Consider the following 18,527-nt stretch of genomic DNA (forward strand, 5'->3'; position numbering starts at 1 on the left):
AATTTCAGAATGAGAACAGAGTGATTATTAAGGCCGTGACTTTGCCGAAAGCATGAATCAGTAAACTTGCAGAGCTATCTGGAAAGAAAAAACGATATCAATGAATGACATGTTTTGACCACTACATTTCATGAAAAGAGGGGTAAATCAATGAGCAAGGACCAATCACAAAATAAAACAAAAGAATTATTGCATGTTGATACGTTTAACCAAGGAATGGACCGACGCAGTTTTATAAAAAAGACAACTGGAGTGGCCGGAGTTGCACTAGGTTTAACTCTAGCAGGCTCACTAACTGGCATTCCTGTAAGTGCAGCATCTATCTCTGCCAGCCCTTCCTTTATTAATCCAAAAGGAAAAAAACCAAATTTAATATTTCCAGTTATCAGTGATGTCCATATTAATGCGGACAGTAATCAAACATTAGAAAAATTTATCACTACTCTAGAACAATTAAATCGGGTAGTTCCAAAGCAAGATGCTTTTGTTGTTGTTGGTGATTTAACAGATAATGGTGTTACATCTGAGTATGATAAGTTTATGTCTGCTTACAATGCCAAAAAACAATCAAGAGCAGTTTCTATGATAGCAATCGGTAATCATGACTACTGGAATGGATTATCAGTATCTGATGCTCAAAAAAGATTTTTTGAGAAAACAGGCATGAAATCTATTTACTACCACAATGTAATTAAAGGCTATCATTTTATTGTTCTTGGCACTGAAGATGGTACAACAGAAGGCAAATTTACAGGAAAGCAAATTGAATGGCTGGGTGAACAGTTAAGACAAGCAAACGCTGATGATCCAAAAAAACCAATTTTCGTCTTCCATCACCAGCCTATCAAAGATACGATTTACGGAAGCGAATGGGGCTTCACAGAAAATAGAGATCTTTTTTACAATACGTTGAAAGAATATCCGCAAGCCATCACTTTTTCCGGTCACACACATTACCCTTTAGATGATCCAAGAATTATCCATCAAAAAGATTTTACTACTATTGGGACTTCTACAGGTGCTTATCTGTGGCTTGATAGCGGAAGAATTCAAGGAGAAGTCCCTGAAGGAGCAGATATCCTGAACCAAGCTCTTGTTGTAGAGGTTTATGACAACAAAGTATTGCTTCATCGCCGCGATATACATAAAAATGCTTGGACAGGAGAACCATTTGAGATTAGCTATCCTGCTAATAAGCGTAAATTTAAATATACAGAAATTCGAGACAAAAATGCACCTTTCTTTAAGCCAAATTCTATGCTTGCCATTGATCATGATAAAACGACGGCTTCAAGCTTAGCAATCATGTTTACCCAAGCTAAAGATAATCTTATGCTGCACGACTATAAAGTATCAGTAAAAAAAGCAGATACAAAGGAAATTGCTAAACAATTCCTTGCGTTCTCAGAGTTTTACAAAGACCCAGTCCCAAATCCTTTGACATTGCCAATCGACGGATTGCTCCCTAATACATTATATGAGATAGAAGTACATGCCCTTGATGCATATGGCAATGTAAGTAAAAATTCTCTGAAAGTATTAGGAAAAACATTGGACGGGGTTGTTAAAGATACAACGATTACCTTATCCAAAAATGTGTTAAATGGAGTAGATGATACTGTAGACGTTACGGTTGAAAATGCTAGAATCCCTCAGAGTGACTGGATTGGTTTATATGAAGTAAATGAAAAACCGGGAGATATCGCTTCAATATGGTGGATGTATACGAAAGTAACAGATGGAACATTTAAAGTTACTTATGATCCAAAAAATAATGCAAATCCAGGCAGATACAAAGAAGGTTCAACTTATAAATTTGTCTATTTCTACGGCAGCGGTTATGAGTCTGTCGCTTCAACAACATTCACAGTAGGAAGTAATGCATAGTATTAGTAAAATCTTAAACATTTAATAAGATACGACAATTTGGTTGACTGATCATAATTAAAGGAGGAAACATCATGTTTCAAAATATCGGCGTACCCGGATTAATTTTAATATTAATCATTGCTCTCATCATATTTGGTCCATCAAAGTTACCTGAAATTGGACGGGCCTTTGGCAGCACACTGCGCGAATTTAAAAGCTCTACTAAGGATTTAATTTCAGACGAAAAAGAAGAAAAAGAACAATCTAAATAAATTGGAACTTTCATTAGTGGAGGTTTTGCTTCATCCCACTGATGGTTAGCTAAAGCCAATCGGACTTTTACGGGCAGTTAACCAACCTTTGCAGCTCAGTGCCATTAAGCCTTACTGCCCGTTAATATTAAGAAGATGTGAGCAGAAAGCTTACATCTTCCACTTTTTTGGAAAGGAGAAAATCTATGACTAATCAAGAAATTCCTTTGCTAGAGCACCTTGAGGAACTTAGGAAACGATTAATCTATACATTGATTGCTTTTATAATTTTTTTAATTGGATCCTTCATTTATGTACAAGAAATCTATGCATGGCTTATTCGGGATCTCGACCATAATTTAGCTGTATTGGGTCCAAGTGAAATCCTTTGGGTATATTTTATGATTTCAGGCGTGATTGCAATTGCTCTAACCATTCCAATTTCCGCTTATCAAACATGGTTATTTGTCAAACCGGCGCTTTCTGTAAAAGAAAGAAAAACAACGCTTTCGTACATTCCCGGACTATTCATTCTTTTTCTTGCTGGTTTATCATTCGGGTATTTTGTCGTATATCCAACTGTTCTATCTTTTTTATTATCCTTGTCTGAAGGGCAATTTGAAATGATATTTACATCTGAAAAATACTTTAAATTCATGATTAATTTGACGTTGCCGTTTGGTTTTATGTTTGAAATTCCACTTGTTGTTATGTTCCTCACTTCTCTTGGAATCATTAATCCTATGATTCTTTCAAAAGCTCGAAAGATGTCTTACTTTGCACTTATCGTTGTATCGATATTAATTACTCCGCCTGATTTTGTATCAGATCTATTAGTTATCGTGCCGCTTTTAGTTTTATATGAATTTAGCGTAACATTATCAAAGTTTGTATACAGAAAAAAACTCAAAATTCAATCAGATCACTTAATTGAATTAAAAAAACCGTCTTAGGTACTTGTACCGCAATCAAAGGGTCCGGTTTCCTATAAATACCGTTCGAATTTTTCAAACGGTATTTATTACTGCCCATTGTTCTATATGAATAGTTCCAATATGCATGGGTTCTAAAAATATGAATCTTTACATATCTGAAGGTTCACCCTCCCAGTTCACACTCCAGCTATTCACATAAAAGGATCATCATAATATGCAGCAGCGTGTACCCCCAATTGTTTGCTTTACCTTATATCCAAATTTTACTACATTAAAATATTTGAATATTTAGAAATTTATCTTTATAATATAAAAAAGGGTAAGGAGATGGTTCTTATGGAAAAAAAGTATTTGCTTAATCCCCCACAACAACCTGATGCAAACATCCTGGATTCTTTATTCGCTGAAATGGTGTTAGACAAAGTTCTTTTTAATTTCCGTAAAGAGCAAATCCATAAAGAAATTGATCAGTCGTTACGAGATAAAAACAGAGAAGAATTCATGCGACTAACTGAAGAATTAAAGAAAATTCCTTAAACTGCTGTATATATATCGGGTAGATAAAATGATCCAGACCATAGAAAAAAGGGAAGAGGTAAAAATACTTCTTCCCTTTTTTCATTAAATGAAGTTAATTCTTCAAATGAAGCAGCATAGGACTCTGCAAGTTTTTTATACAGGATAAAAAAGAAGCAATACCAATCTTGGCCCTGCTTCTTAAGGAACTATTGATTTCTGCAAATACTTATAACTTTATCCTCTGTAAACGCAATGCATTCAATACAACAGATACTGAACTGAACGCCATCGCAACTCCCGCAAGCCACGGGGCTAACAGTCCCACTGCGGCAATTGGGATTCCAAGCACATTATATGCAAAGGCCCAGAATAAGTTTTGCTTAATATTCCGCATGGTTTTTCTGCTCATTAAAATCGCATCCGCAATACTATTCAGATCTCCGCGAATGAGGGTAATGTCTGCAGCTTCCATCGCTACATCCGTACCTGTACCGATTGCCATTCCGATATCCGCAAGTGCTAGAGCAGGGGCATCATTTATCCCATCTCCAACCATCGCAACTTTTTTTCCTGCATCTTGAAGTTTTTTCACTTCTTCTGCTTTTCCTTCTGGAAGGACCTCTGCCACGACATGATCAATCCCTACCTGACTTCCGATTGCATTAGCAGTTCGGTGATTGTCACCTGTAATCATAAACACTTCAATACCCATCTCTTTTAAGCGTGATACGGCTTGCTTTGAAGTTTCCTTTACAGTATCAGCCACTGCAAGAAGACCAGCATATTGGCCATCAATACTGACCAACATGGCTGTTTTCCCTTGACCTTCCAGATCTTCCATAGGCAAAACAGCATTTGAAACATCTACTTCATTTTGTTTCATAAGCTTGCGGGTTCCTACAAGGATCACTTTCTGGTTCACGATCGCTTTTACTCCATAGCCCGGAATGGCTTCAAATTCCTGAGCTTGAGCCAATTCTACCTCTTTAGCCTTTATTCCATGAACAATTGCTTGTGCCAGCGGATGTTCAGATTGCTTTTCTGCCGTCCCGACAAGAGATAGAAATTCGTTTTCTTCGAACGAATTTTCTATTAGAACATCCGTTAATTCAGGTTTTCCGTTTGTTACTGTTCCTGTTTTGTCTAAAATAACTGTGTCAATGTGATGAGTTGTTTCAAGGTGTTCTCCGCCTTTAAAAAGAATCCCAAACTCAGCTGCACGTCCTGATCCTGCCATAATGGATGTAGGAGTAGCTAAACCAAGAGCACATGGACATGCAATAACAAGAACAGCAATCATCGCTTCAAATCCGCTGGCAAATTCACCAGGGTTGACCCAAATAAACCAAACAAGAAAGGTTAGTGCTGCAATTCCGACGACGATTGGAACAAAAATACCAGATATTTGATCTGCGAGTCTCTGAATAGGCGCCTTTGATCCTTGGGCATCCTCAACCACTTTAATAATTTGAGATAAGGCAGTATCTCTGCCTACCTTTGTTGCTTTCATTTTAATAAAACCATTTTTATTTATTGTTGATCCTATCACATTGTCTCCAGCCATTTTATCAACAGGAACACTTTCTCCAGTTAACATGGATTCATCAACGGCAGAATTTCCTTCTAATACTTCCCCATCTACCGGAATTTTTTCTCCTGGTTTTACTAAGAGAATATCACCAGTAATGACTTCTTCAAGGGGAATTTCTGCTTCGTCGCCGTTTCGAATGACCAAAGCCGTTTTAGCTTGGAGGCCCATCAGCTTTTTAATCGCTTCTGAAGATCGTCCTTTTGCTTTTACTTCAAACAGTTTTCCTAACAAAATCAATGTAATTAAGATAGAACTTGTTTCGAAATACAGTTCTGCGGAATGGTGTGATCCAATTGAAATAAAGGCTTGATATACGCTGTAAAAATAAGCTGCTGATGTTCCAAGTGCAACTAATACATCCATGTTGGCGCTTTTATTCCGTAAGGCTTTATAAGCTCCTGCATAAAATTGCTTGCCTATCATAAATTGAACGGGAGTAGCTAGTGCCATTTGGAACCAAGGGTTCATTAAAATTTCTGGTACATATAAAAAAGATGTAAAAGAAAAGTGGCCTGCCATTGCCCATAATAAAGGGATTGATAATAAAGCCGATAATATAAATTTTTGCGTCTGTTTTTTAATCTCTTTTTGTCGGTGATCGATTGCTTCTTTCTCATCTTCCTTAATGGCTGCACCATATCCAAGTTTTTCAACACGCTGGATAATGTCTCCAGCTGAAACTTGTGATGGATCATATTCAACAATAGCTTTTTCCAGTGCCAAGTTTACATTTGCGACTGAAACTCCATCCATTTTGTTTAAGCCCTTCTCAATTCTTGTCGCACACGCTGCACAGGTCATTCCCGTTATGTTAAAATCCTTTTTTTCTTTAACAACATCATAGCCTAGATCTTTTATTTTTTTTTCGAAATCCTGAATAGTAACCTTATCGGTGTTATATCGAATATTTGATTTTTCAAGTGCCAAATTGACGCTGGCATCTTCTACACCGTCTAATTTCTTTAATCCTTTTTCGATTCGAATTGCGCAAGCTGCACAGGTCATACCTGATATTTGAACGCTTGTTTCTTTTAATTGATTACTCATTACCATTTCACCTCTTATACCATATAGGGGTATATTTGATTGAGAAAAAGAAGTGCTATAAAGCAGCACTTTCATCTTTTATTCAACATCATAGCCCTGGTCATCAATTGTTTCTTTAATTTTATCTAAAGAAACTTTTTCAGGGTTAAACGCAACATTAACTTTTCCATCTTCTAAATGTACTTTCACTTCACTGACGCCTTCAAGTTTTCCAACACTGCCTTCCACAGCTTTTACACAGTGCCCGCAAGACATTCCGCTTACATTCAAGTTTACGTTTACCATTTTTCACTTCTCCTTTTATTTTTTCATTAGTTTTTGTATCGTTACAACAAACTCATCAAGTACTTCCATATCACCCTCATTGATCCGGTCAACTACACAGCCTTTTAAATGGCCTTCAAGCAGAATTTTCCCAACACTGTTCAGTGCTGCTTGGGTCGCTGCTATTTGCGTAATAACATCGTCACAATAAGTATCTTTTTCTATAAGACCTTTAATACCCCTGATTTGTCCTTCTATGCGATTCAAACGGGTTACTAAATTTTTCTTTACTGCATCTGAGTGATGACTTTTTCGGGAAGAAGCAATAAAACTGTTATCCTCAATCGAATGATCCATTTTCTCAATATTTTTATCCATTGACTTCCCTCCTTAAAAATAATATACCATACCCCTCTACCCTATGTAAAGTTTTGTTCATCTGCTATTATACCCATTTTTTCAAAAGGCTGTTTTCGCATTGAATGTTGTTATTGGTTATAAATTTTACCCGTAGATTTCCGTTGCAATCCACTTAAGGTTTTAATCATTTTTTCTAAAAGCAACAAACTTTACAAAAAGAGCCTTTCTAAAAGAGCTTACCTAAATAATGAATAAGCTCTTTTTCTGTTTGAAAATTACATTCTTTTAGTTCGAAATTATTCGGCCGGCGATAATTCACTTTCTGTTACCCATTTATGATTTTTAACTTCATCTCCACCGCCGACAGGGGTAAAATCAACCATATAAACAGTCGTATTTTCTGGTGAATCTATTTCAGCTGTTGCACCGTCCATTCCTTCTATATGACTTGCCTCAATAGTAGCTTCTGCCCCTTGTTCCAAAGGCTCGTTACCAGCATCTTTCAGTTCTTCATGAATGACCCATTTGTGATCCTCTACTCGTTCTCCGCCAGTTGTCGGCGTATATGAAACAGTATACACAGTGGTATCATAAGCACCCACAATTGTTGCTTCAGCTCCATTCATACCTTCCATGTGATCTGATTTGATAATTGCTTGACTGCCGACCTCAAAAGCTGGTTTTTCTGCCTCTTTTAAACCTTCTGGAACTTCACCTGAGCTAGAATGGTCCATATTACTGTGATCCATACCTTCCATGTTCTCTTTTTCTTCTGTACTTTCTTTTTTACCAGCGTTTTCATCATTATCGTTGGAGCAGGCACCCAATACTAAGAAAAGAGATGCAAATAACGATAAACTAAGGGAATTATTCTTATTATTTTTCACCATGTTATATTCCTCCTTTACCTTTTAAAGAATCTTATCAATAAAATGTGCAGAAATTGTGGAGGTCAAAACAAAAATAAAACAAAAGATTCATTTTTTGGATGTATTGCATTTATTTATAGATCTCATTAATAATCAAAGTGTATAGGTTGAATTCATTGTGACCTGAATCATATGCTTTCCAAACCTTTATTTATCAATACTTCTTCAAGATTAACTTACATCTCTTTCCTATTTATATGTCTAGATAAACACTATTTATAAAGTTGAAAATAAAATTATTGTTACTTCAAGAAAACTTATGATTCTTCGCAGCTATTAGCTATTTCACATGAATGCTTCATTTTAAGAAGCTCTTTTACAAAGTAGGCTGCTATTTAGACCAAAGAAAATGGCATTTTATATAGACGTCTTAATTATCTATCGCACCCGTTAGAAATTATTAAAAAACATTAAGATTTTTTGGTATAAAAAAGGGGCCAGCCATAAGTCAATATAATGAGTTATGGGCGGCCTCTAATGTATCTGTATTACAAAAATTTATAAAGGAGTTAATCAATCTCAATCTGTACCTTTTTTGTTTTTTTGTAGTTTCATTTAGGTCTTGTAGCTTTTATTTTTCCACTCTCACCTAGCTCACGAGAAAATTCTTCATCCACACGATCTGGTTCTATTTTTAAGTTTTTTGGAGTTTGAGGTAATGAATTTTTACTACTAGATGGTTTATGATTGTTTGATCTTCCCATAATATTGCCTCCTAATGAAATTTTAATCTTTATTAGTATGGCTAAGAATGACTTTTATATATCTTTAGATTTAAACATATAGAATATTAACGAAATATAATTTAATTCAATAAAAAGATGCGTAAACAGCATTGGAATTCTTCACCTAACGCACCCTCCCGTTACCTTAAGAAGAAGGTCTTACTGCCAGGTAATACATTTACATTAATTTCGATACTTAATCATAATATGGAGATGAGGGTTCCAATTTTCTATAAAAAGGAGATGTTTTTTTGCAGCCTTACTATTTTTATCGAGTTAACAACTGGGGACATATCTTAAATTTATTACACCAAAGTTTATATGCTGAAGAAATGGTATGTGCCATGAGCTCTGAACTTTTCCATATACCAAAGACCAAAGACTTAAAAGGGAATCGCGAGATGCATAATCATCTAGTTCCAGCTTCCTATCATCGCGTTACAGCAGTAGGTTCATCCCAGAGACTAGTAAATGGTGAGCAACAGCAATCAATTGTAGAAACACTGGTGGCTTGTATAAAAAATGCTGAAAATCATGATAAAAATGTACGTGAAGGATTAATAACGATGGAGCAAAATGCAAGTCCTGAGTTTAAACCGTTTATTAAAGTAATTATCAAGTGGCAAGAACAAGCTGAATCCTATTTAAATCAAGCAAAAGAATCTTTGCGAACGATGGGTGTTTCGGTTCCTACTGGAAGTGAACAGCAGAGTGGAGAATACAATTATTATTAAAATAATATCAGGTTGGTTCTAGCAACCAACCTCTATTTGTATTGAAATTTATTATTAAACTTACATCCATCAATGAAAGAAGAGAAAATGCCCATTTACTCCGGTTTTCTCAGTATTTAATAAAGAATTAATTTAGGGCTTATATCCGTCATTATGGTTGGATTTATCTAGTTAGAATAAATTTGGACTTTGAAAGCAAAAAGATTTTATACCTCTTCAGCCACTCACATACAAATATTGGTGGATGTCATGTTATGATCGCACTGGTGGATGTCCACATTTCTCATTGAGTTCGACCCTCCCATGCCTCAAAGGGTCTTCGCTCTCAAATTCCTTCGTCCAACCTTTCCATGAGGCGGATGTCAGTTATGCTGCCCGCTCCAAACTCCAATTTCCTTCATTACAGGAATACTGCCCTATTGCATAATATGTTCTTTCAGTTGAACCAAGCTTTTAGAAAATTCTATAAATCATTTCGATGATGTCTAATACAAATAAAATAATAAAAAAACTCCGCTTGAGTTTTAACGAAGCTTTTTTTAGACTTGTCTTTATTTTCTTGTACTAAAATTTACTTTCCAATAACTCCTAAATAATATAAAGGAAAATAAGCTGCAAGACATAATATAGACCCTACTAAAAAAGGACTAATTGTTAATGTTGTCTTTTCATGCTGAGGTTTATAACTCCCTAAAAGGGAGTCAAAAACAGCTGCTTGTGAATTTTTTGATAATGAATCTCCTGTAGAACTAATTAAAAAGGCAAAGAAAACAAAAAGAAAAGAACCAAAAAACATCGTATTTACAAGATTTGTATCAAAATACATTGATACCCCAACAAGTATTCCAAGTTCCAAAACTAATACCAACAATACGAAGAAAATATATTTCTTCAAAATTTCACCCCCATACTATTTTTAAGCAAATATACGGATTAGATAACCAATAGATTCAAAATTTTCAATTATTTGTAATTATATTTTTTATTAGTTGAATAATAACATTAGTTAATATTAGAAACCACACTCTTTTAGAAAAAAGGCTAATTGAACGAGCTTCATATTTCCCTTGGACTTTTTGCATCGTTAATAAAATATCCGTTGTCATCACCTTCTTCCAACGGCAATAAAGGAAATTGTTCTTGAAGATCTAAAAAACATCAGTATATTCAGTTACATAAAAGCAGTTTCGTTCCAAATCTGATAAAAACTCATGCTGCCTGCTCGTTATTATTCCTTTTAAACGAGTAGAGCGACATAATGAAGATAAGTCTTGAATTTTTAACCAAGGCCGAGCCACGACCTTCTTTAATCCACTTTTCAATTTTAGATGTTCTATTTCTTTTCGACATAAAATCACCCCTTTTGATACTCATATCTAAAGGGGTAAAACTTCGCATCTTTTTTATAAACATCGCGACTTTATTTCAAATCCACACCTGCTGAGCTTGTCATAGATTTTACCTATATTGTTCAATAATAAATACTAATATCCAATTTAAAGCATGAATTTTTAACTAATTTCATATTTAACTTTATATCCAAACCCTAAAGCTTTACGCTTTAAAGTAGATAAATAAAAAGGCATCCATATTGGATGCCTATTCTTAGTGTATATATTTAATTAACTAATTTCAAAAAATTATGGTTCAAGTCACATCACTGTAATTTTTTCACCAAATATGTATGGTGGAGACGGTGGGAGTCGAACCCACGTCCAGAAACATCGCCACTAAAGCGTCTACGAGTGTAGTTGATATATTCGCGATTCGCTAACTCGTATGCCTATCAACGGGCGTCGGAGCAGCTAGTCTGATTGGTCTCTTCCTTTATCCCCAGACGGAGGCATCAGGCGTAGCCCACTTAGAGTGAGTCCCTTACCCTACCACATGGGCGATGGAGGGAGGAACCGCTATAGTCTGTTATTAAGCAGCTAAAGCGAAGTTGTTGTTTGATTTGCCAGTTATTATTGGCGTGACGTTTTAACGAGGACGATCCCCTCGACTCGCAACTAAAGCTCGAACTATCCCTGTCGAATCCGTAACGTCCCCATGTTAGTAAGTTCGGCATGGAAGTTAATCCAGCTTCACTACGGGAAGTCCCTTAACGGGAAACGGAAACGCTCATGAAAGATCAGAGCGGATATGAAATTGTGCTGTTCGTCTTACAAGTTCTATTATATCAAATCAGGACAAGAAATCAATTGTAAGTTATTGTCAGTTTATAAATCCTTCTGACGATCGCGGAAAGCTCGTTCCACTTCGCGTTTTGCTTCTTTTTTCTTTAAGTCTTCACGTTTGTCATATTTCTTTTTACCCTTACCTAATCCGAGCAAAACCTTGGCGAATCCGTTTTTCAAGTAGACTTTCAAGGGAACAAGCGCATAGCCTTCTTCTTTTGTCAGTCCGATCAGCTTGCTGATTTCCTTCCGGTGCAGCAAAAGCTTTCTCGTTCTAAGCGGTTCATGGTTGTAGCGGTTACCTTGCTCATAAGGTGAAATGTGCATATTATGAAGAAATACTTCTCCTTGCTGTACTCTGGCGAAAGCGTCCTTTAAGTTAACACGTCCTGCACGTATTGCTTTGATTTCCGTACCTTGCAGAACAATGCCTGTTTCATACGTTTCCTCAATCGAATAGTCGTGATTTGCTTTCTTATTTTGAGCAACGACTTTTCCGGATCCTTTTGGCATGCTAATTCCCCCTTTCTCTCTCTATTACATTAGCGATAGGCTCTATTTTATCAAAATATCAATGAAAAAGGAAGCCGGAGCGGCTCCCTGCATTATCGTTTTTTCTTTTTCACTTTTCGCTTGCTGATAGGTGCATTTTGGAACGATTTTTTCTTCTTTTTCTTTTTGTTCGGATTTTGATTTGACCAACCGTCTTCAACACTGCCGCTGCGTTCTGCAGGTTTCTTTCTGTCATCGGAAGGTTTTTTTCTGCCTCTGCCTTCTTTTGCACCGCTTCTTTTGCCGCGGTCACCTCTGATCACTTTAGGAGCTTCATTTGGAGGGCGGCGTCTTGTCCCTTTCATGCCGACAATTTCAAAATCAACAGCACGCTCTTCCTTATTGACATTAACAACTCGTACTGTAATTTCGTCTCCTATTCGATAAACGTTTCCTGTACGTTCACCAATCATCGCATAGTTGCGCTCATCATAACGGTAATAATCGTCAGTCAAGTAACTTACATGCACCAGACCTTCAATTGTGTTAGGCAGCTCAACGAACATTCCAAAGTTGGTAACCGAGCTGATAATGCCGTCATATTCTTCTCCGACTTTATCAAGCATGTATTCTGCCTTCTTCAAATCATCGGTTTCACGCTCTGCATCAACGGCACGGCGTTCCATGTTAGATGATTGATCAGCAATCATTTCAAGTCTCTCAGCCCAATGAGTTTTCGTTCCCTCATCAATCTTGCCTTCAATTAAATAAGTGCGGATTAAACGATGAACAATTAAATCGGGATAACGGCGAATCGGCGATGTAAAATGAGTATAGAACTCAGTAGACAAACCGAAATGTCCCAGGCTTTCTGGGTCATATTTTGCCTGCTTCATCGATCTCAGCATGACCGTGGAAATTACCATTTCCTCCGGCTGCCCTGCTACATCGTCTAAAATATCCTGCAGGGCACGAGGGTGAATCGTATTTGCTGTTCCTTTTACGGTGTAACCGAAGTTCGTCACAAATTCTAAAAAGCGCTGCAGCTTTTCTGCATTCGGCTCTTCATGAATTCGGTAGATGAACGGAACTTTCATCCAGTGAAAATGCTCCGCAACGGTTTCATTGGCAAGAAGCATGAATTCTTCAATCAGACGCTCAGCAACAGTCCGTTCGCGAATGACTACCTCCTGAGGCTTTCCTTCTTTATCGACAATGACCTTAGCTTCTTTAAAATCAAAATCAATAGCACCGCGTGACATCCGTTTGCTGCGGAGAATTTGGGCAAGCTTTTCCATCCGCTGAAACATTGGGACAAGCGGTTCATATTTTTCGAGCAATTCCGGATTTTGATCGACCAAAATTTCCTTCACATCAGAATACGTCATCCGCTCAGTTGTTTTGATCACGCTTTGGAAAATGTCGTGCTTCACGACTTCTCCTTGGCCGTTAATTTCCATTTCACATGATAAGGTCAGACGATCCACTTTAGGGTTTAATGAACAAATTCCATTTGATAAACGGTGAGGAATCATTGGAATAACCCGGTCAACTAAATAAACGCTTGTTGCACGCTCTAATGCTTCTTTATCGATTGGCGAGTTCTCTGTTACATAGTGACTGACATCTGCTATGTGAACGCCTAATTTGTAATTCCCGTTTTCAAGCTCTGTTACTGTAACGGCATCATCAAGGTCTTTTGCATCTGCACCGTCAATGGTGACAATGACTTCATTGCGAAGATCCCGTCTACCCTTAATATCTTCTTCACTGATGGTTTCTGGTACATCATTTGCCTGTTCAAGAACCTCTACAGGGAATGCCTGCGGAAGACCGTGTTTATGGATGACTGATAAAATATCTACACCAGGATCATTTTTATGTCCAAGGATTGCAATGACTTCACCTTCAGCACTCATTCTTCCTTCGGGATAAGTAGTGAGATGAACAACGACTTTATGTCCTTCAATCGCACCGTTTGATGCTTTTTTTGGAATAAAAATATCATTCGGAATTTTTTTATCATCAGGAATGACGAAACCGAAATTTTTACTTTCTGTATATGTTCCAACGACTTCTTTTAATCCGCGCTCAACGATGCGGATTACCGTACCTTCCTGTCTGCTGCCGCTTGATTCTGTACTGATTCTGACCAATACAGTATCTCCGTGCATCGCATTATTCAGCTCGCTCGGCGGGATAAAAATGTCTCCCTGCGCTTGATCCTCTGTAATAACAAAGGCAAACCCTTTCGCATGACCGCTTACTTTTCCACGAATCAAATTCATGCGTTCAGGCAAACCATAGCGGTTGCTTCTAGTACGCACGACAAGACCTTTTTCCTCCATCATCACAAGAGCTTTTACAAACTCCTTGAATTCAGAAGAATCCTCGATTCCAAAGGCTTCTTCAAGCTCCTGGACCGTTAAAGGCTTATAAGCTTCTTCTTTCATAAATGAAAGCAATTTTCCAATATGTAATTCCATATTATTATCCATTTGCGTCCCTCCTTGGGGGATTATTGCCAATCAAGACCTTCTAAGAACTCATACACATCTTTGTGCAGCTGATCGCGCTCTTTATCAAGTGTGATAACATGTCCTGATTGTTCATACCATTTTAATTGTTTGTTATCTGTTTCTACTTCGTTATAAATAATATTTGCACTATCTGTATTTATCATGTGGTCGTGTCTCGCTTGAGCAACAAATACAGGCGAATAGACCATATCGACATTGTTTCTTACATCAGAAATTAATCCTTGAAGAGCCTTCAGCGTGTTCATCGGTGTTTTTTCAAACTGCTTCATTTCCTCTTCAATTTGCGGTTCTGATTTTCCTTCGAATTTTTTAAAATTGCGGGCATATTCTAAAATCCCCTGATACATCACTTCTTCACTCTTAATGTACATAGGGGCGCACATCGGAACAATACCCTTTACAGGTACAGTGTAACCCAATTTCAAAGAAAACACACCGCCAAGAGATAAACCGGCAACTGCAATGGATTCGTGACCCTTTTCCTTTAGCAGATTGTAGCCGTACATCACGTCCTTCCACCAATCTTCTGGACCTGTATGCACAAGCTCTTCAGGAGGTACTCCATGGCCTTTATACTGCGGTGCATGGCAAGTATAGCCTCTTTCATTCAAATAACGGGCAAGCATTCTCACGTCTGCAGTATTCCCTGTAAATCCATGTAGAAGCAGAACGGCGCGGTCTCCTCCTTCAAATGTTAATGGTTTTGGCAAAACTCGTTTCATATGTAAAATCTCCTTTTATTTAAATCTCATACTTATAAGATTCCATCATCTATTTCTATTTAAACAAACGTTTGATTAAAGGGCAAAAATCTTGATTTTTAAGGGTTTCAGAACGCTTTTCGCAAATAAAAATGAAGATCACTGAATAAATGACAAAAGGGAGCCTGATAAGTATCAGACCCCCGCTCGATCAATGTCATGTATTAAAATCCGGCATAAGAAACCGCAATCGTCAATATAAAGAAAAGAACAGATAGTACGACTGTAGCGCGGTGAAGCACCAAGTCAAGTCCGCGAGCTTTTTGTTTTCCGAAAAGCTGCTCAGCTCCCCCGGAAATGGCACCAGATAAACCGGCGCTTTTGCCTGATTGCAGTAAAACAACTGTGATAAGAGAAATACTTACGATTACAAGTAATGTAATTAATAAAATGTGCATGGACGACACCTCCTAAAACCCAGTTAGCATTATTTTCAATTTACCATATTGACGCGCAAATGTCACTATCATTCAGTAGTTTGTCGTTCTTTATTCTTCAATAATGGATGATGTTCCTTTGAGGGCAAAGCTTCATTATGATATGCTAAGAGGAGTTTGCAGAAAGAAGGGAACACCTTGAAAAACACACGCATCTATCTCATTTTGATCGGTGTTATGCTGATTTGGGGGCTGAATGTCCCATTGCTTAAAATCATAGTTGATAGCTTTATGCCCGTTACCGTGACAGCCATACGAATTTTCACAGCAAGTATATGTGTATTTGTCCTATTATTCTCATTAAAACTATTTCGTATACCGACACTTAAAGAAACAATTTATATTGCCGGCGGAGGATTGCTGAACGTCGTGTGCCATCATTACTTTTTATCAGTGGGCCTTACGATGACTACTTCAACGAACGGCGGTTTAATTCTCGGTCTTGGCCCAATGCTGACAGCTATCTTATCCATTCTTTTTCTCAATCAAAGACTGACTGCTCTTCGTTTCACCGGATTTGTTCTCGGATTGACCGGAGTTGGCTTTACTATTTTGGCTGGAAGCAAAGGAATCAGCAGCATCAATATGGGAGATCTTTATATCTTTATCTCTATCTTTACGCAAGCGTGCAGTTTCATCATAATAAAAAAAGCATGTAAAACGCTTGATCCTCGTTTAATGACAGGCTATATGCTTTTCTTCGGTTCATTAATCCTATTTATCATAAGTCTGATTTTGGAACCAAATGGGTTAGAAAGTCTATACGATGGAACGCCTGCTGTCTGGGCAGTATTTTTCACATCTGCCATTCTAGCAACCGCCATTGGGCATATGACATATAATTATGCGATCGGCATGGTCGGACCGGCAGAAACATCCATCTTCATGAACTTAAGCACGTTTTTCGCGCTGGCAGGATCAGCCCTCATTTTAAAAGAAGCGATTTATCCTGCTCATTTAATTGGGCTATTCTTTATCGTTTCAGGGGTCATATTTGGTTCGGGTGCGTACGAGGAATTCCGATTTCGGAATCGCCGCAATAAACATGAAGCCTCGTCTTCTGGGTAAACAGCTTCCTTTTTGAAGGATGCTGTTTTTTTGTTGGATGGATAATATTTATAGCTTTAAAGAAATTGGATTTTGGTGATTTGCTGTATTCTAATGCTCATTTTATGATATAGGAAAGGAGGTATCATCATTGATAATGAAAGAGAGATGTGAACCGTTAGAGTTGAAGATTTATAAGTGCTTGAGCACTCGAATGGATCTTGATCCAATAGACACCAATCACTTTAATAACCTTGTGAAAGGGTATCATGGAGAGAAGATGTTTGATGATTGGCTTAAGGCAAGTATGAGTGGGGGATTGGTCTTGAATGATCTTTTGCACGAAACAAACAATTCGATTTTCCAGATAGACTCCTTGTTTTTAACCGCTCAAAAGATTTATCTTTTTGAAGTAAAAAACTATGAAGGCGACTTCTTTATTGAAGGTGAGAAGTGGTATTCCGCCTCAAAGCTCGAAATCAAAAATCCCATTTTACAGCTGAAAAGAAACGAATCTTTGTTCAGGAGATTGCTGCAGGAAATGAAATTCTCGCTTCCAGTTGAAGCGTATGTTGTGTTTCTTAACCCCGAATTTCATCTTTATCAAGCTCCCCCTACTTTACCAATTGTTTATCCTTTCCAATTAAATCGTTTTGGAGAGAAATTGAAAATAAACAATCTCACTTCAAAGGGTGTACACTCGAAGCTTGCGGAGAAGCTTTTGTCACTTCATGTGGATGAATCTCCATACTCGCGCTTGCCTGAGTATAGGTATGAAGAAGTGGCGAAGGGAATTGTTTGTGCAAGATGCGGGAGATTGAACCCTTCGTTACTTAAAAACACCGTGTTGTTTTGCAGCCATTGCAGCGTAAAAGAGAGCTATAAAGACGCTGTCTTAAGGAGTTTAAAGGAATTTAAACTGCTTTTTCCCGAAAGAAAAATAACGACTGACCAGATAGATGAATGGTGCGGAAAAATGAAAAATAAAAGATCGATTCAAAGAATTCTCAGTGAGAATTTTGTTAGAGTCGGTTTTGGAAAATCTAGTTGTTATGTTGATAGTAAATGAGGGAGTGTTTATAAGAGAGGTCCTTCTTTGCTGTATTCACACGATTGATGCACTTTTTTCTGGCGAGAGGACACTTTTTCGGCTGCATTCACACGATTGATGCACTTTTTTCTTGAGAGGGATTGCTTTATTGGTTACATTCACACGATTGGCGCACTTTTTTGGTGAGAGGGGCCACTTTTTTGGCTGCATTCACCCGATTGACGCACTTTTCTCAAGTGAGGGATCGTTTTTTGGCTGCATTCATCCGATTGGAGCACTTTTTTCAGGAGAGGGATCGTTTTTTGGGCTTCATTCACGCGATTGATGCACTTTTTTCAGGAGAGGGATTGCTTTATTGGTTGCATTCACACGATTGGCGCACTTTTTTTGTGAGAGGGGCCACTTTTTTGGCTGCATTCACCCGATTGGAGCACTTTTTTCAGGAGAGGGATCGTTTTTTGGCTGCATTCACCCGATTGACGCACTTTTTTCAGGAGAGGGACCGTTTTTTTGGCTGCAATTACACGATTGACGCACTTTTCTCAAGAGAGGGATCGTTTTTTTGGCTGCATTCACACGATTGGAGCACTTTTTTCAGGAGAGGAATCGTTTTTTGGCTGCATTCACACGATTGATGCACTTTTTTCTGGCGAGAGGACACTTTTTCGGCTGCATTCACCCGATTGACGCACTTTTTTCAGGAGAGGGATCGTATTTTTGGCTGCATTCACACGATTGGCGCGCTTTTTTTAGGAGAGGAATCGTTTCTTTGGCTGCATTCCCCATACTAACGCAGCC

18 protein-coding genes, 1 other RNA gene and 1 pseudogene are annotated in these 18,527 nt (G+C 37.7%); 8 read left to right on the plus strand and 12 right to left on the minus strand.

The features are described from left to right. Positions 1-150 precede the first annotated feature (150 nt). The 4 genes from CYJ36_RS14940 (at position 151) to CYJ36_RS14955 (ending at position 3,592) form a co-directional block, all read left to right on the plus strand. Positions 151-1,887: a metallophosphoesterase family protein gene (locus CYJ36_RS14940; protein WP_101568057.1), complete on the plus strand. Its 1,737-nt coding sequence runs from the start codon at positions 151-153 to the stop codon at positions 1,885-1,887. 74 nt (positions 1,888-1,961) lie between these two features. Beyond that, a complete protein-coding gene (locus CYJ36_RS14945; RefSeq protein WP_101568058.1) occupies positions 1,962-2,141 on the plus strand; it encodes a twin-arginine translocase TatA/TatE family subunit in 180 nt (59 codons plus the stop codon). A 185-nt stretch (positions 2,142-2,326) separates the two neighbouring features. Beyond that, a complete protein-coding gene (tatC, locus tag CYJ36_RS14950) occupies positions 2,327-3,073 on the plus strand; it encodes a twin-arginine translocase subunit TatC (protein ID WP_101568059.1) in 747 nt (248 codons plus the stop codon). Positions 3,074-3,391: 318 nt separating this feature from the next. Beyond that, the gene (locus tag CYJ36_RS14955; RefSeq protein ID WP_101568060.1) at positions 3,392-3,592 is read left to right on the plus strand and encodes an IDEAL domain-containing protein; all 201 of its coding nucleotides are present in this window, start codon (positions 3,392-3,394) and stop codon (positions 3,590-3,592) included. 208 nt (positions 3,593-3,800) lie between these two features. Here CYJ36_RS14955 and CYJ36_RS14960 read toward each other — a convergent pair whose 3' ends face one another. The 5 genes from CYJ36_RS14960 to CYJ36_RS14980 all read right to left on the minus strand — a co-directional run bounded on the left by CYJ36_RS14960 (position 3,801) and on the right by CYJ36_RS14980 (position 8,469). Further along, positions 3,801-6,212 carry a heavy metal translocating P-type ATPase gene (locus tag CYJ36_RS14960; protein ID WP_101568061.1) on the minus strand — a complete coding sequence of 804 codons (2,412 nt, stop codon included), beginning with the start codon at positions 6,210-6,212 and terminating at the stop codon, positions 3,801-3,803. A gap of 78 nt (positions 6,213-6,290) precedes the next feature. Then, positions 6,291-6,497 (minus strand): copper chaperone CopZ, encoded by a 207-nt coding sequence (copZ, locus tag CYJ36_RS14965; protein WP_101568062.1) that lies wholly within the window; start codon positions 6,495-6,497, stop codon positions 6,291-6,293. A 15-nt stretch (positions 6,498-6,512) separates the two neighbouring features. Next, positions 6,513-6,854 (minus strand): metal-sensitive transcriptional regulator, encoded by a 342-nt coding sequence (locus CYJ36_RS14970; RefSeq protein ID WP_101568063.1) that lies wholly within the window; start codon positions 6,852-6,854, stop codon positions 6,513-6,515. 278 nt (positions 6,855-7,132) lie between these two features. After that, complete coding sequence (locus CYJ36_RS14975; RefSeq protein WP_101568064.1) at positions 7,133-7,726, minus strand: YdhK family protein; 594 nt, start codon at positions 7,724-7,726, stop codon at positions 7,133-7,135. A 590-nt stretch (positions 7,727-8,316) separates the two neighbouring features. Next, positions 8,317-8,469 (minus strand): YfhD family protein, encoded by a 153-nt coding sequence (locus CYJ36_RS14980; RefSeq protein WP_101568065.1) that lies wholly within the window; start codon positions 8,467-8,469, stop codon positions 8,317-8,319. A 272-nt stretch (positions 8,470-8,741) separates the two neighbouring features. Here CYJ36_RS14980 and CYJ36_RS14985 point away from each other — a divergent pair, with 272 nt between their 5' ends. Beyond that, positions 8,742-9,224 carry a hypothetical protein gene (locus CYJ36_RS14985; RefSeq protein WP_101568066.1) on the plus strand — a complete coding sequence of 161 codons (483 nt, stop codon included), beginning with the start codon at positions 8,742-8,744 and terminating at the stop codon, positions 9,222-9,224. 571 nt (positions 9,225-9,795) lie between these two features. Here the strand turns inward: CYJ36_RS14985 and CYJ36_RS14990 are convergent. From CYJ36_RS14990 to secG, 7 genes and pseudogenes are all read right to left on the minus strand, one after another. Then, positions 9,796-10,119 carry a hypothetical protein gene (locus tag CYJ36_RS14990; RefSeq protein WP_101568067.1) on the minus strand — a complete coding sequence of 108 codons (324 nt, stop codon included), beginning with the start codon at positions 10,117-10,119 and terminating at the stop codon, positions 9,796-9,798. 215 nt (positions 10,120-10,334) lie between these two features. Further along, positions 10,335-10,574: pseudogene (locus CYJ36_RS24665) on the minus strand (heteromeric transposase endonuclease subunit TnsA); the annotation flags it as partial. Positions 10,575-10,909: 335 nt separating this feature from the next. Beyond that, positions 10,910-11,273: a transfer-messenger RNA gene (gene ssrA, locus CYJ36_RS15000) on the minus strand. A gap of 170 nt (positions 11,274-11,443) precedes the next feature. Beyond that, entirely contained in the window at positions 11,444-11,914 is a 471-nt protein-coding gene (gene smpB, locus CYJ36_RS15005) for an SsrA-binding protein SmpB (protein ID WP_101568068.1), read from the minus strand. Between the two features lie 92 nt (positions 11,915-12,006). Then, positions 12,007-14,379: a ribonuclease R gene (gene rnr / locus CYJ36_RS15010; RefSeq protein ID WP_374702817.1), complete on the minus strand. Its 2,373-nt coding sequence runs from the start codon at positions 14,377-14,379 to the stop codon at positions 12,007-12,009. 32 nt (positions 14,380-14,411) lie between these two features. Next, positions 14,412-15,155, minus strand: a complete 744-nt coding sequence (locus tag CYJ36_RS15015) for an alpha/beta hydrolase (protein ID WP_101568070.1) — start codon at positions 15,153-15,155, stop codon at positions 14,412-14,414. Between the two features lie 203 nt (positions 15,156-15,358). After that, entirely contained in the window at positions 15,359-15,592 is a 234-nt protein-coding gene (secG, locus tag CYJ36_RS15020) for a preprotein translocase subunit SecG (RefSeq protein WP_101568071.1), read from the minus strand. Between the two features lie 177 nt (positions 15,593-15,769). On the opposite strand from secG, the gene CYJ36_RS15025 reads away from it, so the two are divergent. From CYJ36_RS15025 to CYJ36_RS15035, 3 genes are all read left to right on the plus strand, one after another. Next, on the plus strand, positions 15,770-16,699 hold the full coding sequence (locus CYJ36_RS15025; RefSeq protein ID WP_101568072.1) for a DMT family transporter: 930 nt from the start codon (positions 15,770-15,772) through the stop codon (positions 16,697-16,699). A 136-nt stretch (positions 16,700-16,835) separates the two neighbouring features. Further along, on the plus strand, positions 16,836-17,747 hold the full coding sequence (locus CYJ36_RS15030; protein WP_257962497.1) for a nuclease-related domain-containing protein: 912 nt from the start codon (positions 16,836-16,838) through the stop codon (positions 17,745-17,747). Positions 17,748-17,929: 182 nt separating this feature from the next. Further along, positions 17,930-18,364, plus strand: a complete 435-nt coding sequence (locus CYJ36_RS15035; protein ID WP_101568074.1) for a hypothetical protein — start codon at positions 17,930-17,932, stop codon at positions 18,362-18,364. The last annotated feature ends 163 nt before the right edge of the window (positions 18,365-18,527 follow it).

This window comes from Bacillus sp. UMB0893 (genome assembly GCF_002858905.1).
GTDB lineage: Bacteria > Bacillota > Bacilli > Bacillales > Bacillaceae > Bacillus_P.

What these genes read in the sequence shown, in the direction of transcription:
- CYJ36_RS14955 (WP_101568060.1), top strand. Translation starts at nt 3,392, where the DNA reads ATGGAAAAAAAGTATTTGCTTAATCCCCCACAACAACCTGATGCAAAC.
- smpB (WP_101568068.1), bottom strand. Translation starts at nt 11,914, where the DNA reads ATGCCAAAAGGATCCGGAAAAGTCGTTGCTCAAAATAAGAAAGCAAAT.
- copZ (WP_101568062.1), bottom strand. Translation starts at nt 6,497, where the DNA reads ATGGTAAACGTAAACTTGAATGTAAGCGGAATGTCTTGCGGGCACTGT.
- CYJ36_RS14975 (WP_101568064.1), bottom strand. Translation starts at nt 7,726, where the DNA reads ATGGTGAAAAATAATAAGAATAATTCCCTTAGTTTATCGTTATTTGCA.
- tatC (WP_101568059.1), top strand. Translation starts at nt 2,327, where the DNA reads ATGACTAATCAAGAAATTCCTTTGCTAGAGCACCTTGAGGAACTTAGG.
- secG (WP_101568071.1), bottom strand. Translation starts at nt 15,592, where the DNA reads ATGCACATTTTATTAATTACATTACTTGTAATCGTAAGTATTTCTCTT.
- rnr (WP_374702817.1), bottom strand. Translation starts at nt 14,379, where the DNA reads ATGGAATTACATATTGGAAAATTGCTTTCATTTATGAAAGAAGAAGCT.
- CYJ36_RS14940 (WP_101568057.1), top strand. Translation starts at nt 151, where the DNA reads ATGAGCAAGGACCAATCACAAAATAAAACAAAAGAATTATTGCATGTT.
- CYJ36_RS15015 (WP_101568070.1), bottom strand. Translation starts at nt 15,155, where the DNA reads ATGAAACGAGTTTTGCCAAAACCATTAACATTTGAAGGAGGAGACCGC.
- CYJ36_RS15030 (WP_257962497.1), top strand. Translation starts at nt 16,836, where the DNA reads ATGAAAGAGAGATGTGAACCGTTAGAGTTGAAGATTTATAAGTGCTTG.
- CYJ36_RS14980 (WP_101568065.1), bottom strand. Translation starts at nt 8,469, where the DNA reads ATGGGAAGATCAAACAATCATAAACCATCTAGTAGTAAAAATTCATTA.
- CYJ36_RS14945 (WP_101568058.1), top strand. Translation starts at nt 1,962, where the DNA reads ATGTTTCAAAATATCGGCGTACCCGGATTAATTTTAATATTAATCATT.
- CYJ36_RS14970 (WP_101568063.1), bottom strand. Translation starts at nt 6,854, where the DNA reads ATGGATAAAAATATTGAGAAAATGGATCATTCGATTGAGGATAACAGT.
- CYJ36_RS14960 (WP_101568061.1), bottom strand. Translation starts at nt 6,212, where the DNA reads ATGAGTAATCAATTAAAAGAAACAAGCGTTCAAATATCAGGTATGACC.